Source organism: Streptomyces sp. NPDC085937 (genome assembly GCF_044540535.1).
Classification (GTDB): Bacteria; Actinomycetota; Actinomycetes; order Streptomycetales; family Streptomycetaceae; genus Streptomyces.
In genome coordinates this window covers 72541-85219 of record NZ_JBITSH010000015.1, presented here as the reverse complement: position 1 = coordinate 85219, position 12679 = coordinate 72541, and the positions used below count along the sequence as shown (strand labels likewise).

At 70.8% G+C, this 12679-nt stretch carries 13 protein-coding genes and 1 tRNA gene; 6 read left to right on the top strand and 8 right to left on the bottom strand.

Going from position 1 to position 12679, the window contains the following annotated elements; all coding sequences use genetic code 11:
- Positions 1-40: 40 nt before the first annotated feature.
- The 5 genes from thrC to ACIF8S_RS27155 form a co-directional block, all read right to left on the bottom strand.
- Positions 41-1099, bottom strand: coding sequence for a threonine synthase (gene thrC, locus ACIF8S_RS27175; RefSeq protein WP_215211533.1), 1059 nt, complete (start codon positions 1097-1099; stop codon positions 41-43).
- Between the two features lie 6 nt (positions 1100-1105).
- On the bottom strand, positions 1106-2398 hold the full coding sequence (locus ACIF8S_RS27170) for a homoserine dehydrogenase (protein WP_400002454.1): 1293 nt from the start codon (positions 2396-2398) through the stop codon (positions 1106-1108).
- A 196-nt stretch (positions 2399-2594) separates the two neighbouring features.
- Complete coding sequence (lysA, locus tag ACIF8S_RS27165) at positions 2595-3986, bottom strand: diaminopimelate decarboxylase (RefSeq protein ID WP_400002453.1); 1392 nt, start codon at positions 3984-3986, stop codon at positions 2595-2597.
- A gap of 17 nt (positions 3987-4003) precedes the next feature.
- Positions 4004-5041: an ArgS-related anticodon-binding protein NrtL gene (gene nrtL, locus ACIF8S_RS27160; RefSeq protein ID WP_400002452.1), complete on the bottom strand. Its 1038-nt coding sequence runs from the start codon at positions 5039-5041 to the stop codon at positions 4004-4006.
- A gap of 97 nt (positions 5042-5138) precedes the next feature.
- Positions 5139-5621 (bottom strand): PleD family two-component system response regulator, encoded by a 483-nt coding sequence (locus ACIF8S_RS27155; protein WP_400002533.1) that lies wholly within the window; start codon positions 5619-5621, stop codon positions 5139-5141.
- A gap of 192 nt (positions 5622-5813) precedes the next feature.
- On the opposite strand from ACIF8S_RS27155, the gene ACIF8S_RS27150 reads away from it, so the two are divergent.
- The 3 genes from ACIF8S_RS27150 to ACIF8S_RS27140 all read left to right on the top strand — a co-directional run bounded on the left by ACIF8S_RS27150 (position 5814) and on the right by ACIF8S_RS27140 (position 7183).
- Positions 5814-5885 (top strand) — tRNA-Arg (locus ACIF8S_RS27150).
- Positions 5886-6509: 624 nt separating this feature from the next.
- Positions 6510-6773: a hypothetical protein gene (locus ACIF8S_RS27145; RefSeq protein WP_024884483.1), complete on the top strand. Its 264-nt coding sequence runs from the start codon at positions 6510-6512 to the stop codon at positions 6771-6773.
- Positions 6770-7183, top strand: a complete 414-nt coding sequence (locus tag ACIF8S_RS27140) for a type II toxin-antitoxin system VapC family toxin (RefSeq protein ID WP_400002450.1) — start codon at positions 6770-6772, stop codon at positions 7181-7183. Before ACIF8S_RS27145 ends, ACIF8S_RS27140 begins: the two co-directional genes overlap by 4 nt.
- A gap of 64 nt (positions 7184-7247) precedes the next feature.
- Here the strand turns inward: ACIF8S_RS27140 and ACIF8S_RS27135 are convergent, their stop codons facing one another.
- From ACIF8S_RS27135 to ACIF8S_RS27125, 3 genes are read right to left on the bottom strand one after another with little or no spacing between them, the layout of a single operon-like run.
- A complete protein-coding gene (locus tag ACIF8S_RS27135; protein WP_400002532.1) occupies positions 7248-7937 on the bottom strand; it encodes an Imm21 family immunity protein in 690 nt (229 codons plus the stop codon).
- 22 nt (positions 7938-7959) lie between these two features.
- Positions 7960-8298: a hypothetical protein gene (locus tag ACIF8S_RS27130; protein ID WP_400002448.1), complete on the bottom strand. Its 339-nt coding sequence runs from the start codon at positions 8296-8298 to the stop codon at positions 7960-7962.
- Positions 8291-9133 (bottom strand): class I SAM-dependent methyltransferase, encoded by an 843-nt coding sequence (locus tag ACIF8S_RS27125; protein ID WP_400002446.1) that lies wholly within the window; start codon positions 9131-9133, stop codon positions 8291-8293. The genes ACIF8S_RS27130 and ACIF8S_RS27125 overlap by 8 nt, the downstream gene beginning before the upstream one ends.
- Positions 9134-9339: 206 nt before the next feature.
- On the opposite strand from ACIF8S_RS27125, the gene ACIF8S_RS27120 reads away from it, so the two are divergent.
- From ACIF8S_RS27120 to ACIF8S_RS27110, 3 genes are read left to right on the top strand one after another with little or no spacing between them, the layout of a single operon-like run.
- On the top strand, positions 9340-10692 hold the full coding sequence (locus ACIF8S_RS27120; RefSeq protein WP_400002444.1) for an extracellular solute-binding protein: 1353 nt from the start codon (positions 9340-9342) through the stop codon (positions 10690-10692).
- The gene (locus ACIF8S_RS27115; RefSeq protein WP_400002442.1) at positions 10692-11633 is read left to right on the top strand and encodes a carbohydrate ABC transporter permease; all 942 of its coding nucleotides are present in this window, start codon (positions 10692-10694) and stop codon (positions 11631-11633) included. The genes ACIF8S_RS27120 and ACIF8S_RS27115 overlap by 1 nt, the downstream gene beginning before the upstream one ends.
- The gene (locus ACIF8S_RS27110; RefSeq protein WP_150152825.1) at positions 11630-12490 is read left to right on the top strand and encodes a carbohydrate ABC transporter permease; all 861 of its coding nucleotides are present in this window, start codon (positions 11630-11632) and stop codon (positions 12488-12490) included. The genes ACIF8S_RS27115 and ACIF8S_RS27110 overlap by 4 nt, the downstream gene beginning before the upstream one ends.
- Positions 12491-12679 lie beyond the last annotated feature (189 nt).

The following is a 12679-nucleotide window of genomic DNA, read 5'->3' as shown; positions in this document are numbered from 1 at the left end:
GATCGGGTCGCGTGGGTCGGACGCGACTGGGCCGCGTGGGTCAGGCGAGACCGAGCCGCTGGGCGGCCGTGGCGGCGTCGACCGGGACGGTGACCGGCTGCGGGGCGCCGGCGACGGCCCAGTCGGGGTCCTTCAGACCGTTGCCGGTGACGGTGCAGACGATCCTCTGTCCAGGATCGACCTTGCCCTGCTCGGCCGCCTTCAGCAGACCGGCCACCGACGCGGCGGACGCGGGCTCGACGAAGACGCCCTCCTGGGAGGCCAGCAGCCGGTAGGCGCGCAGGATCTCACGGTCCGTCACCTCCTCGATGTGGCCGCCCGACTCGTCCCGCGCGGCGAGCGCGAAGTCCCACGAGGCGGGGTTGCCGATGCGGATGGCGGTGGCGATGGTCGAGGGGTCCTTGACCACCTCGCCGCGCACGATCGGGGCGCTGCCGGAGGCCTGGTAGCCCCACATGCGCGGGGTCCGGGTGCTGACGCCGTCGGCGGCGTACTCCTTGTAGCCCTTCCAGTACGCGGTGATGTTGCCCGCGTTGCCCACCGGCAGGACGTGGATGTCGGGGGCGTCGCCCAGCATGTCCACGATCTCGAAAGCGGCGGTCTTCTGCCCCTCGATGCGCACCGGATTGACCGAATTGACCAGCGCCACCGGGTAGTTGTCGCTCAGCGCGCGGGCCAGCGTCAGACAGTCGTCGAAGTTGCCGTCGACCTGGAGGATCTTCGCGCCATGCACCAGGGCCTGGCCCATCTTGCCCAGCGCGATCTTGCCCTGCGGCACCAGCACGGCGGAGACCATGCCGGCGCGCACGCCGTACGCGGCGGCGGACGCGGAGGTGTTGCCGGTGGAGGCGCAGATGACCGCCTTGGCGCCCTCCTCCTTCGCCCGCGAGATGGCCATGGTCATGCCGCGGTCCTTGAAGGACCCGGTCGGGTTCGCGCCCTCGACCTTGAGGTGGACCTCGCAGCCTGTGCGCTCGGAGAGCACCTGCGCGGGCACGAGCGGCGTACCGCCCTCACGGAGCGTCACGACCGGCGTGGTGTCCGACACCGGAAGCCGGTCCCGGTACTCCTCGATGATTCCGCGCCACTGGTGGGTCATTGCTGGTTACTCTCCTTCAACCCGCATGATGCTGGCGACACCACGCACGGTGTCGAGCTTGCGCAACGCCTCCACGGTCCCGCCGAGGGCCGCGTCGGACGCACGGTGGGTGACGACGACGAGCGACGCCTCCCCGTCCTTGCCTTGCTGGCGGACCGTGTCGATCGAGACACCGTGCTCCGCGAACACGGTGGCGACCTGGGCGAGCACACCCGGTTTGTCGGCCACGTCCAGGCTGATGTGGTAGCGCGTGACGACCTCGCCCATCGGCGAGACGGGCAGCGCCGCGTACGCGGACTCACCGGGGCCGGTGGTCCCGTTGATCCGGTTGCGGGCGACGGCGACCAGGTCGCCGAGCACCGCGGAGGCGGTCGGGGCGCCGCCGGCGCCGGGGCCGTAGAACATCAGCTGCCCGGAGGCGTCCGACTCGACGAACACGGCGTTGTAGGCGCCCCGCACGGAGGCCAGCGGGTGGCTGAGCGGGATCATCGCCGGGTGCACGCGCGCGGTGACGGACGCCCCGTCCCCGGCCCGCTCGCAGATGGCGAGCAGCTTGATGGTGCAGCCCATCTCCTTGGCGGAGGCGAAGTCCGCGGCCGTCACCTCGGTCATGCCCTCGCGGTGGACGTCGTCGAGGCGCACGCGGGTGTGGAAGGCGATCCCGGCGAGGATGGCGGCCTTGGCGGCGGCGTCGAAGCCCTCGACGTCGGCGGTCGGGTCGGCCTCGGCGTACCCCAGGGCGGTGGCCTCGTCGAGGGCCTCCTGATAACCGGCCCCCGTGCTGTCCATCTTGTCGAGGATGAAGTTGGTGGTGCCGTTGACGATGCCGAGCACCCGGTTGACCTTGTCGCCGGCGAGGGACTCGCGCAGCGGGCGGATCAGCGGGATGGCGCCGGCCACGGCGGCCTCGTAGTAAAGGTCCTTGCCGTGCTCCTCGGCGGCGGCGTGCAGCGCGGCGCCGTCCTGGGCGAGGAGGGCCTTGTTGGCGGAGACGACGGAGGCGCCGTGCTCGAAGGCGGTGGTGATGAGGGTCCGGGCGGGCTCGATGCCGCCGATGACCTCCACGACGACGTCCAGGTCGCCGCGTTTGACCAGGGCGGTGGCGTCGGTGGTGACCAGGGACGGGTCGATGCCCTCGCGCACCTTGTCCGGGCGCCGCACGGCGACCCCGGCGAGCTCCACCGGGGCCCCGATGCGGGCGGCGAGGTCGTCGGCGTGCGTCGTCATGATGCGCGCCACCTCTGAGCCGACCACTCCACAGCCCAGCAGCGCCACCTTCAGCGGACGCGTACGCATCATCCGACCTCGTTTCCTGATTACCGTCTCGGTTGCACCAGTCTCACTCACCGAACGGGACTTTCTGCGCCAAGTCCGGATTGTGAGACGTCTATTTCATTTCCGTGACCGCGCCGGCGAAAGATCTTCCGCCGGCGCGGTCACCCTGTTCAGGGCCCTGTCCGGGGCCCTGGCCGGGGCCCTGTTCTTCGGGGGCGTCTCAGCCGACGTCGAGCCGCAGCAGGTCCTCCTCCGTCTCGCGCCGGACGACGACGCGCGCCTGGCCGTCCTTGACGGCGATCACCGGCGGCCGCAGCACGTGGTTGTAGTTGCTGGCCATGGACCGGCAGTACGCCCCGGTCGCCGGCACGGCGATCAGGTCACCCGGTGCCAGGTCGCCCGGCAGGAAGGCGTCCTTCACCACGATGTCACCGCTCTCGCAGTGCTTGCCGACGACCCGGGTGAGCATGGGCTCGGCGTCGGAGGAGCGGGAGACGAGGGAGACGCTGTACTCGGCGTCGTACAGGGCGGTGCGGATGTTGTCCGACATGCCGCCGTCGACGGAGACGTACGTCCGCAGGCCTTCGAGCTGCTTGACGGTGCCGACCTCGTACAGCGTGAAGGCGGTCGGCCCGACGATCGCGCGCCCCGGCTCGACGGAGATGCGGGGGGTGCGCAGCTTCGCGGCCTCGCACTCACGGGTGACGATCTCGCTGAGCGCCTTGGCGATCTCGTGCGGCTCGCGGGGGTCGTCGTCGCTGGTGTAGGCGATGCCGAGGCCGCCGCCGAGGTCGATCTCGGGCAGCTCGACGCCGTGCTCGTCGCGGATGTCCTTGAGCAGCCCGACCACGCGGTGCGCGGCGACCTCGAAACCGGACATGTCGAAGATCTGCGACCCGATGTGCGAGTGGATGCCGATGACCTCGAGCCCGTCGAGCTGGAGCGCGCGCCGCACGGCCTCGGCGGCCTGCCCGCCGGCCAGCGGGATGCCGAACTTCTGGTCCTCGTGGGCGGTGGCGATGAACTCGTGGGTGTGCGCCTCGACGCCGACGGTGATGCGGATCTGCACGCGCTGCCGGGTGCCGAGCTCGCGGGCGATGTGGGCGACGCGGACGATCTCCTGGAAGGAGTCGAGCACGATCCGCCCGACGCCGGCCTCGACGGCCCGGCGGATCTCGGCGACGGACTTGTTGTTGCCGTGGAAGGCGATGCGCTCGGCGGGCATGCCGGCGGACAGGGCGGTGGCCAGCTCGCCGCCGGAGCAGACGTCGAGGTTCAGCCCCTCCTCGTTCAGCCACCGCACGACGGCGCGGGAGAGGAACGCCTTGCCGGCGTAGAAGACGTCGGCGTTCTCGCCGAAGGCGGTGCGCCAGGCGCGGGCCCGGGAGCGGAAGTCGTCCTCGTCGAGGACGTAGGCGGGGGTGCCGTACTCCTCGGCGATCCGCTTGACGTCGATCCCGCCGACGGTGAGCACGCCGTCGCCGTCACGGGTGACGGTCTGCGACCACACCTTGGGGTCGAGGGCGTTGAGGTCGGCGGGCGGCGCGGAGTAGTGCCCCTCGGGGAGGACGTCGGCGTGACGGGGCCCGGCGGGGTGTGCGGAACGGCTCATGGCAGGTCTTGGGCTTCCTAGAGATGTTCGGGTGCGTCGATGCCGAGCAGGGACAGGCCACCGGCCAGCACCGTCCCGGCGGCTTCGGCGAGGGCGAGCCGGGCACGGTGGGCGGCCGAGGGTTTCTCCTCACCGAGGGGCAGCACGGCGGGCAGCAGCGGCACGAGGGCGTCGGCGACGGCGACGAGGTGCCGGGCGAGCCGGTCGGGGGCGCGGTGGACGGCGGTGGCGGCGAGGACGCGGGGGTGGTCGGCGAGGGCCTGGCACAGCGCCGGCTGGTCCGCCACGACCCCCGGCTCCGCCCCGAAACCGAGATCGGCGGCATTACGCACGACCGCCCGACTCCGGGCATGTGCGTACCGCACCCGGAACAGAGGGTTGCTCTCACGCTGCACCAGATGCTCGTCCCCGATGCGGGGCCGGTCGTGCGGTGCGGGATGCAGCAGGGCCCAGCGGGCGGCGTCACGGCCGAGGGGGAGCGGATCGGAGGGCGCGGGAACGGGCCGGACACCGACCTCGGCGTTCTCACCGCGGACGCCGTCGACGTGTACGCCCAGCACACTCGCCCACTCGGCCGGGAGCGGACCGGCGCACTCGGTGTGCACGAGGGCGCCCTGCGACCGGAGGATCCGGGCGATGGCGTCGAGCTGGACGACAGCGCGCACTTCGCGGGCGGCGACCAGCCGTACGGCTCCCTGCCCGGCGAGGGGGTTCCCGTGCCCGTAGCGGCCCCCGCGCCGCAGAACCTCACGGACGACCTCGACGGACGCGGCACCCCCGAGGGAGATGTTGAGGAACCCCGGCCCGGTGACGACGACGTCGCTGATCCCGTCGGTACGGAGCAGTCGGATGCGTAGCAGCTCGGCGACGGCGGGGGCGGGCTGCCCGGCGGGGCGGGCGAGCTGAAGGGCGACGTTGGTGGCGTAGTCGCCGCAGCCGCCGGGCCCGGGGGGCGTGACGACGACCCGCTCGGGCACGGCCACGGCGAGGTCTCCCTCGTCGACGGCACGGCGCACCGCGTGCAGCACGGTGCGGGAGAGCTCGACGGGGGTCACGGGACCAGCGTAGGCGAGGAGGGGGGTGGGTAGGCGAACAGGTTTGACGCCTGTCCCGGGATGTGGACGCACGTGGACACGGCCGGACCTGCGGTTCTCAGCTGCCGGCGTGCCCGGCGGCGGCCTCGGCGTCCCCGGGCCCGCGCACGCGCCCGAGAGGATCTGCGACGTGCGCGCGGACGAGCCGGACAAGCTCCTGCGGATCGAAGGGCTTGGCGAGAAAAGCGTCGACGCCGACGTCGAGGCCACTCTCGACCTCGTGCTGGGTGCAGGCGCTGACGACAAGGAGGGGGATGTGGGCGGTACGGGGGTCGGACCGCAGCCGCCCGGCGGTTCTGAGCCCGTTGAGCCGGGGCATGACGACATCCAGGGTGATGAGGTCGGGCCGCACCTGATGCACGACTTCCAGACACTCGGCACCATCGGCGGCGGTCACCACCTCGAAGCCCTCCAGCTCGAGGTTGACCCTGATCAACTGCCGGATGACCTTGTTGTCGTCGACCACAAGAACCCGGCCCGAAGTGCTCGGCACGACTCGAGAGTAGGTCGGGACCGGCCACCGCGTCCGGCGTTTCCCCACTTCCACCCCGTCCGGGCGACGCGCCGCACGCCGGACCGCCGTCGGCGGGGCGACCGGCTGCACACCGGACCGACCCCGCCGGGCGACCCGCTGCACGCCGGACCGACCCCGGCCGGCGCGGAAAGTGGTTCATGACCACCCCCCGGGAACTGGTAGTGTTCTACCCGTCGCCGCGATCACCGCGCCCGACACGCCCCCGTAGCTCAGGGGATAGAGCAACGGCCTCCGGAGCCGTGTGCGCAGGTTCGAATCCTGCCGGGGGCACCCAGCATGAGGTGCCCAAAGACCCCGTCACCAGCGGAAACGCTGAGAGCGGGGTCTTCGCGTATGCGCAGGGCGAATGGGGCATGGAGTGGTGCACTGTGCAGAGCCAATCGTGGCGGGGACGAAATCCTGGGTGGTCCTGACGGAGATGGGTGGTCGGCCAGTCGGCGGAGTGAGTTCGTCCCGGGTGCTCTCCGTTTCCCAGTCTTCTATCGAAGCCTGCGCCCCAAGCCGCGCGGAGCCCGGCGGACCAAAATGTATGGCGGGCGGTCAAGGTGAGAGGAGAGTTCACTGCCAGTAGTCCGCGCCTGGGCGGTAGTGGCGCTCGACGACTCCGCTCCCGTTGAGTTGGGGCGGTCGGCCTGACAGCGCGGTGAGGTCCGTGTTGCCAAGCCAGCCCAGTCGCACGCTGTGCCGGGTCAACCGTCTCGCCGGTATGAGCGGCCGGCGAGATGGACGTGCCGCGTGCGGAGTGGGGCGGCCGGTCCAGACGGCGACGAGGTCGCCGGTGTCCCCAGGGCTGCTCGCCCGCCTGGCGTCCTTGGCACCGACTCGCTCGCTCCGTAATGACTACTGGACCTGCATACCGCCCGCGGTGGTGGCATCAGGAGTAGCATATGGAGCATGAGCGAGCCTACTCAGAAGTACTCGATCACTATGCCCCGTGACATTGCCGAGGCCGCTCGTGCGCGCGGTGGCCCTTCCGGCCTGTCGTCCTACGTCGCCGCGGCCGTCGCCCGCCAGATCGAGCGCGACAACCTCAATGACCTCATCCAGGTCGCCGAGGCTGCGCACGGCCCCATCACGGACGAAGAGATCCAGGCGCTGCGTGATCAGCTCCATCAAGCCCGCGAACAGCAGAACCGGCGCGGGGCGGACGCGGCGTGACGCACACCCCCGCCACCCCGAGCGGCACCCTGGTCCTCGACAGCGAAGGGCTGGCCAAGGCCGTCCTGCGTGACCGCGCAGTGACCGGCTGGCTCGCTCTGGCTCGCGCCGATGACCTGCGCGTGATCACATCGGCAGCCACCCTCGTCGAAGTGGTACATCCCCGCATCAACCGCCCGGCTCTGGAGTGGACCCTTTCGCGTCTGGTCGTCGAACCGGTCAGCGAGCCGATCGCCCGGCAGGCGGCCACGCTCCTTGCCGAAGCCGGCCTGCACGGCCACAAGTACGCCATCGACGCCATGCTGTGCGCCACCGCCCTCGCCGCGCCTGGTCCGGTCACGGTTCTCACCTCCGACCCGGACGACCTCACAGCGCTCGGCGGCGGACGTATCACCGTGATCAAGGTCTGACGGCGGCGCTCAGCCCTCGAAGCCGGAATCAGCTGTCGCGGCGGGGGCGGCCAGGGCGGGCCGTTCATCGGCGGCTGCGCCTGGATGCGGCAGTCCAGCGTGCCTGCCTGGCGTAGCCAGGTGCCGTCGCACTGTCCGCGCGGCCCCCGTCATGCTCCACGGCTGGAAGGTTGACCGGCACGAGCACCCGAAGCTGGCGCCGTGGCCTACGTGTGGGGTGGCAGCGTCGGGTGCGCGTCCGTGGGCACGAGTTGGACCAGGCCTGCCCGGGTTCCGTCCTGCGCCTCCGTGTGCGCCGCTCGGACTCGCCAGGTGCCTGGCGGGGGGGCAGTGGGGCGTAGGACGGGGTGCCGCCGTCGGGGTATTCCTGATCCAGGTCCGAGCCCGCTTCGGCTGAGTCCATCAGGACTGCTGGGCCCTCCGTCGTCCAGGTGCCGTACTCCTCCCAAGGCGTCGTGGGGTCCGTGAGAGCCGCGTCCACTGCGGCGGTCAACTCGGCCTCGTCGTGCGCTGCCAGCCAGCGCACGAAGAGGCTGAGTTCAGGTACGTAGCGCGTCCTGACCGGTTCCTCTGCCAGGACCAACGCCTGGGCGCCCATGTCGCCCACGGCGATCACCCCCGCCAGGTCGTCCACCTCGCAGGCCCTGTCGTAGTCGTCCACGGCCGTGGCGTCTCCAACCATCACTCCGGTCTGCGTGCATCCGTGCCATGCGGGCAGGGCGGAGACGGGGACAACGATCAGCGGGCCGCCCATTGATTCCACCCAAATGCGGTCGTCACCCATGTGTTTCCCTGACCAGGTTGCCGTTCTCGTCGTACAGCTCCAGCGTGTATGTCACTCCGAAGCGGGTGAGGAGGGCGGCCAGGTCGTCGAAGCGGTGGGGGGCCACCACCCCGTTCAAGAGGACGTCCTGGTCGTCGGGCTCGAGTTCGAACTCGCACCAGTCCGTGCCCACCTCGTAGCCGTGCCAGGACGACGAGCGCGATCTCCAGCCCAGGCAGCAGCCGAAGCGTTCCGCCAAGAAGTGGCCGTCCCGGTAGCCGTGCAGGATGCCGCACATGCTGTAGTCCGAGTGCGCCCACTCGGGGGCGAGCAGTCCACCTGCCTCAGCCACGCGTCGCCCTCACCAGCCAGCTCCGCGATCTCAACCGCACCCCCGTCTCCGTCGCGTACGCCGTGAATGCCTCCGTTGCCGCCTCGCGCGCGCGGGCGACCGCCTCAGCCGGTGTGTCGCGGAGCCAGTGGCGCATCGGGCCCCAGCCGAAGAGGAACGCCGACGCGTCGGCGGGGTCCGTACCCCAGAGTTGCTGGGTTTCCAGGGGTTCCACCTCGATCGACGTGTAGCCCGCCCTGGAGAGGACGTCCCGTGACCGCGCCGGGTCCGCGAACGACGCCGGGCCCGTCTTCGACGCCGCCGTCAGGTCCGGCAGCGGTGCGTGTTCCGCCACCGCCTCGAAGATCCTCGCCTGGTCCAGGCGGTCGAAGGACTGAGGACAGACGAAGGCCAGGCGGCCTTCCGGCCGCAGGGCGCCGGCGATGTTCGTGAACGCCGCCACCGGGTCCGCGAAGAACATCACGCCGTAGCGGCTCAGGGCGACGTCGAAGCTCGCCCGTTCGAAGGGGTGAACCTGGGCGTCGCCCTGGACGTGGGTCACATTGGTGAGGCCTTCGGTCTCGGCGGTCGCGCGGGCACGCTCCAGCATGGGGGTCGACAGGTCGATGCCCACCGCCCGGTGCGCGCTGCGTGCGGCCAGCCGGGTCACGTGGCCGTTGCCGCAGCCGATGTCCAGGACCGTGTCGGTGCCGCGCAGTGCGGCCGCGTCGAGGAGCGGGCCGTTCAGGGAGTCGTTCAAGCCGTCGTAGCGCGCCTGGTGTTCGGCCCAGTGCCGGCCCTCGTAGCCGTTCCAGGCCTCGAACTGGTGCGTGTTCGCGATGGGGGTGTCCGCCATGGGGCCATCGTGCCCTGCGGGAGCCGGTTACGGGCCGTTTCCTGAGCCGGCTTCAGGGGTGGATTGCTCCAGCCGCGTCCCGTGAGGACTGTGGGGCAAGCACGCTGTCGTTCATGTATGTAAATCCCGTTCATTCTATTGATTCGCCTCCACCTCTCTGCATAGAGTCCCGCCACCTCGCCCGTACGGAATGGACGGAGCCTCCCGTGTCGAAGCAACTCCGCAAGCCAGTACGAACGCGGCGGCTCGGCGCGCTCGCCGCCGTGGTTGTCGCCGCCGCCGTCACCGCCACCGGGTGTTCCTCGGGCTCCTCCGGTCAACAGCAGGACGACTCCGCGCCGTTGGAGGTCTGGATCCGGCAGGACGCCGGCAGCCCCGCCGCCGAGTCCGCGGAGGCGCTCACCAAGGCGTTCAGCGAGAAGAGCGGTATCCAGGCGAAGCTCGTCGCCGTCGGCGTCAACGACTTCGAGACCAAGCTCCAGCAGCGCACCGCGCAGAAGGACCTCCCCGACATCGTCATCAACGACACCGGCCAGCTGGGCAACCTGGTGACCCAGGGACTCGTCCGCGAGGTGGACCGGAAGGGTGTCGCCGGGGGCGGCGACATCGCCGACCGCGCCTGGGAGGCCGCGCAGGGGTACGACGGCAAGTACTACGGGGTGCCCTTCAATTCACAAGCCTTCGCCCTGCTCATACGGAAGGACTGGAGGGAGAAGGTAAACGCCCAGCTGCCTTCCTCCTGGGACGAACTCATCCAGCTCGCCGCCGCGTTCACCAACGACGACCCCGACGGCAACGGCAAGAAGGACACCGCCGGCATGGTCGTCCCCGGCAGCACCACCCGCGGGTATCTGACCTGGTGGTTCTCCACCATGCTGTGGTCCGAGGGCGGTGACTTCGTCAAGAAGGACGGCGACGGGTACAGCGCCGCCGTCGACGACCCCGCCTCCGTCAAGGCCGTCGAGAAGCTCCAGGCGATGTTCTGCGACTCCAAGGTCGTGCAGCCCGGCGCCAGCACCGCCGACTCCGCCACCACCCACACCGTCTTCGAGAGCGGCAAGGGCGGCATCTACCTGACCGGGCCGTACATGCTGCCGCGCTTCGACGGCTCGCTGGGCAAGGACAAGTACGAGGTCGTCGCCGCCCCGCCCGGCGCCGGCGGCGAGGCGGCCCTGGCCGAGGGCGAGAACGTCTACCTGATGGCCGGCTCCGGCAACGAGAAGGGCCAGCAGGAGTTCGCCGAGTTCGCCGCCTCCCCCGCCGGGCAGAAGATCGGTCTCGGCGTCGACAACGGCGGCATCATCGTCCGGCTGCCGGTCAACACCAAGGTCGACGGTGCCGCGGAGCGCAAGGACCTGCGCTGGGACGTCTTCCAGAAGGTCTACGACGGCCACGGCCGCAACGCCCCCGCCCTGCCCAACTGGGCCACCGTCCGCCAGATTTCGTCCGAGGGACTGAACGGCGTGGTCTCCCAGTGCTCGCGTGACGTCGCCGGGGCGATGGGTGAGCTCGCCGACGAGATCGACGCCGAGCTGGAGAAGCAGGAGGCCAAGGGCTGATGACGGTGACCGAGGCGCGGTCGGCGTCGCGGAAGCCGGAGGCCCGACGCCCGTCCCGCACGGCTCCGCCCGTGCGGGCGCGGCTGCGGCGCGCCGCGACACCGTGGCTGTTCCTGGCGCCTGCCCTCCTGCTCTTCCTGTACTTCAAGTTCATCCCCATGGCGCAGGCCGTGCGGATGAGCTTCGAGGAGGTGCGGCCGTTCCTCGGCAACACCTACGTCGGGGGCGAGAACTACGCCGAGATAGCGGGCAGTTCCGACTTCGGCGCCGCGGTGTGGCACACGGTCGCGCTGGCGGTGGCGACCACCGCCGGCTCCATCCTGCTGGGGCTCGCGCTGGCCCTGCTGCTGGAGGGGCAGACCCGCTCGCTGTGGTTCATCCGCTCCGCGATCTTCCTGCCGGTCGTCACGGCCATGGCGGTGGTGGCCGAGGTGTGGCGGGTCATGTACTACCCGGCGGAGGGTGGCGCGCTGAACTCGGTACTCGGCGTCCTCGGCCTGGGACCGAGCGAGTTCCTCAACTCCCCCGACAGTTCCCTGGCGTCCATCGCCTTCGTCGGCGTCTGGCGCGGGGCCCCGTACGACATGATGATCTTCCTCGCCGGGCTGGCGGGGGTGGACCGGGTGCTCTACGAGGCCTCCGCCGTCGACGGCGCCTCGCGGTGGCGGCGGATCTGGCACGTCACCCTGCCGGGACTGCGGCCGGTGTTCGCCATTCTGCTGACGCTCGCGGCGATCCGGGGACTGCGCATCTTCACCGAGGTGTTCCTGCTGACCAACGGCGGGCCCGACGGCTCCACCGAGGTGCTGCTGACCCTCACGTACAAACTCGGGCTCGAACGCAACGAGTTGGGGGTCGCCGCGGCCGGGACCGTCCTGCTGTTCCTGGTGCTGCTGGTGCTGACCGTGGCGTCGCGCCTGCGCCGGAGGGAGGCCCGATGAGGAACGAGACCGCGCTCGGACTGGCGGAGGCGCGCGGGCCGTGGGCCCGGGTGCTGAGGTTCGTGCTGTACACCGCCCTGTTCATGGTCTTCGCCGGGCCGCTGCTGGCGCTGATGATCGGCGCGTTCACCCCGACCGTGGACCCCACGCAGTTCACCCTGCTGCCCGACCGGCTGTCCCTGGACAACCTGGAACGGGCGATCGACCGCAACGTGCTGGACTACCTGCTGAACTCCTTCGTCGTGGTGGGCGGTGGGCTGGCGCTCCAGGTGCTGGTGAGCGTGTTCGCCGGATACGCGCTGGCCCGCAAGCGGTTCCGTGGGTCGGCGGCGGTGCTGGTGCTCATCCTGGCGACGATGATGCTGCCGGAGGAGGTGCTGGCCGTTCCGCTGTCGGTGCTGCTGGCGGACCTGCCCGTGCTGCACGTCAGCCTGGTGGGCTCGCTGGTCGGCATGATCGTGCCGGTGGCCGCCTGGGGTTTCTCCATCCTGGTGATGACCGAGTTCATGAAGGAGATACCCAAGGAACTGGAGGAGTCGGCGCGGCTGGACGGCGCGGGCGAGTTCCGGGTGTTCTGGCAGGTCGTGCTGCCGTTGTGCCGGCCCGCGCTGGGTGTGATCGGCATCTTCGGGTTCACGATGATCTGGGACCAGTACATGCTGCCGCTGCTGGTCGCCACCGACCCGGCGCAGTACACCCTGCCGCTGGCGCTGCGCTCCCTGCGCTCGGACGACCAGGTGGGCATCGGGGTCCTGCTGATGGGCGCGTTCCTGGCGATGCTGCCGTCGGTACTGGCGTTCCTGGCGCTCCAGCGGTCGTTCATCCGGGGGCTCACCTCGGGCGCCGTGAAGGGGTAGGACGCGGCACGCCGTGAAGCTGTGGAACACGGCGTGCCGCGCCCTGGCGGGGGCCGGGGGCAGCGTGCGGCGTGTCCCCCGTGCGAGCTACGTGAGGTGTCCACCGTGAGGTGACGCCTTCCGCGCGGCGGATCCGTAGCGTCGGGGCGGTCGGTGCGGCGGGACAACTGCCGCCGCCTCCAACCCCGT

Bases quoted from the DNA above. Each gene is read 5' to 3' on its own strand.
- ACIF8S_RS27145 (WP_024884483.1), top strand. From the start codon at position 6,510: ATGAGCGAGCCTACTCAGAAGTACTCGATCACTATGCCCCGTGACATT.
- ACIF8S_RS27115 (WP_400002442.1), top strand. From the start codon at position 10,692: ATGACGGTGACCGAGGCGCGGTCGGCGTCGCGGAAGCCGGAGGCCCGA.
- ACIF8S_RS27135 (WP_400002532.1), bottom strand. From the start codon at position 7,937: ATGGGCGGCCCGCTGATCGTTGTCCCCGTCTCCGCCCTGCCCGCATGG.
- ACIF8S_RS27170 (WP_400002454.1), bottom strand. From the start codon at position 2,398: ATGATGCGTACGCGTCCGCTGAAGGTGGCGCTGCTGGGCTGTGGAGTG.
- ACIF8S_RS27125 (WP_400002446.1), bottom strand. From the start codon at position 9,133: ATGGCGGACACCCCCATCGCGAACACGCACCAGTTCGAGGCCTGGAAC.
- ACIF8S_RS27110 (WP_150152825.1), top strand. From the start codon at position 11,630: ATGAGGAACGAGACCGCGCTCGGACTGGCGGAGGCGCGCGGGCCGTGG.
- thrC (WP_215211533.1), bottom strand. From the start codon at position 1,099: ATGACCCACCAGTGGCGCGGAATCATCGAGGAGTACCGGGACCGGCTT.
- lysA (WP_400002453.1), bottom strand. From the start codon at position 3,986: ATGAGCCGTTCCGCACACCCCGCCGGGCCCCGTCACGCCGACGTCCTC.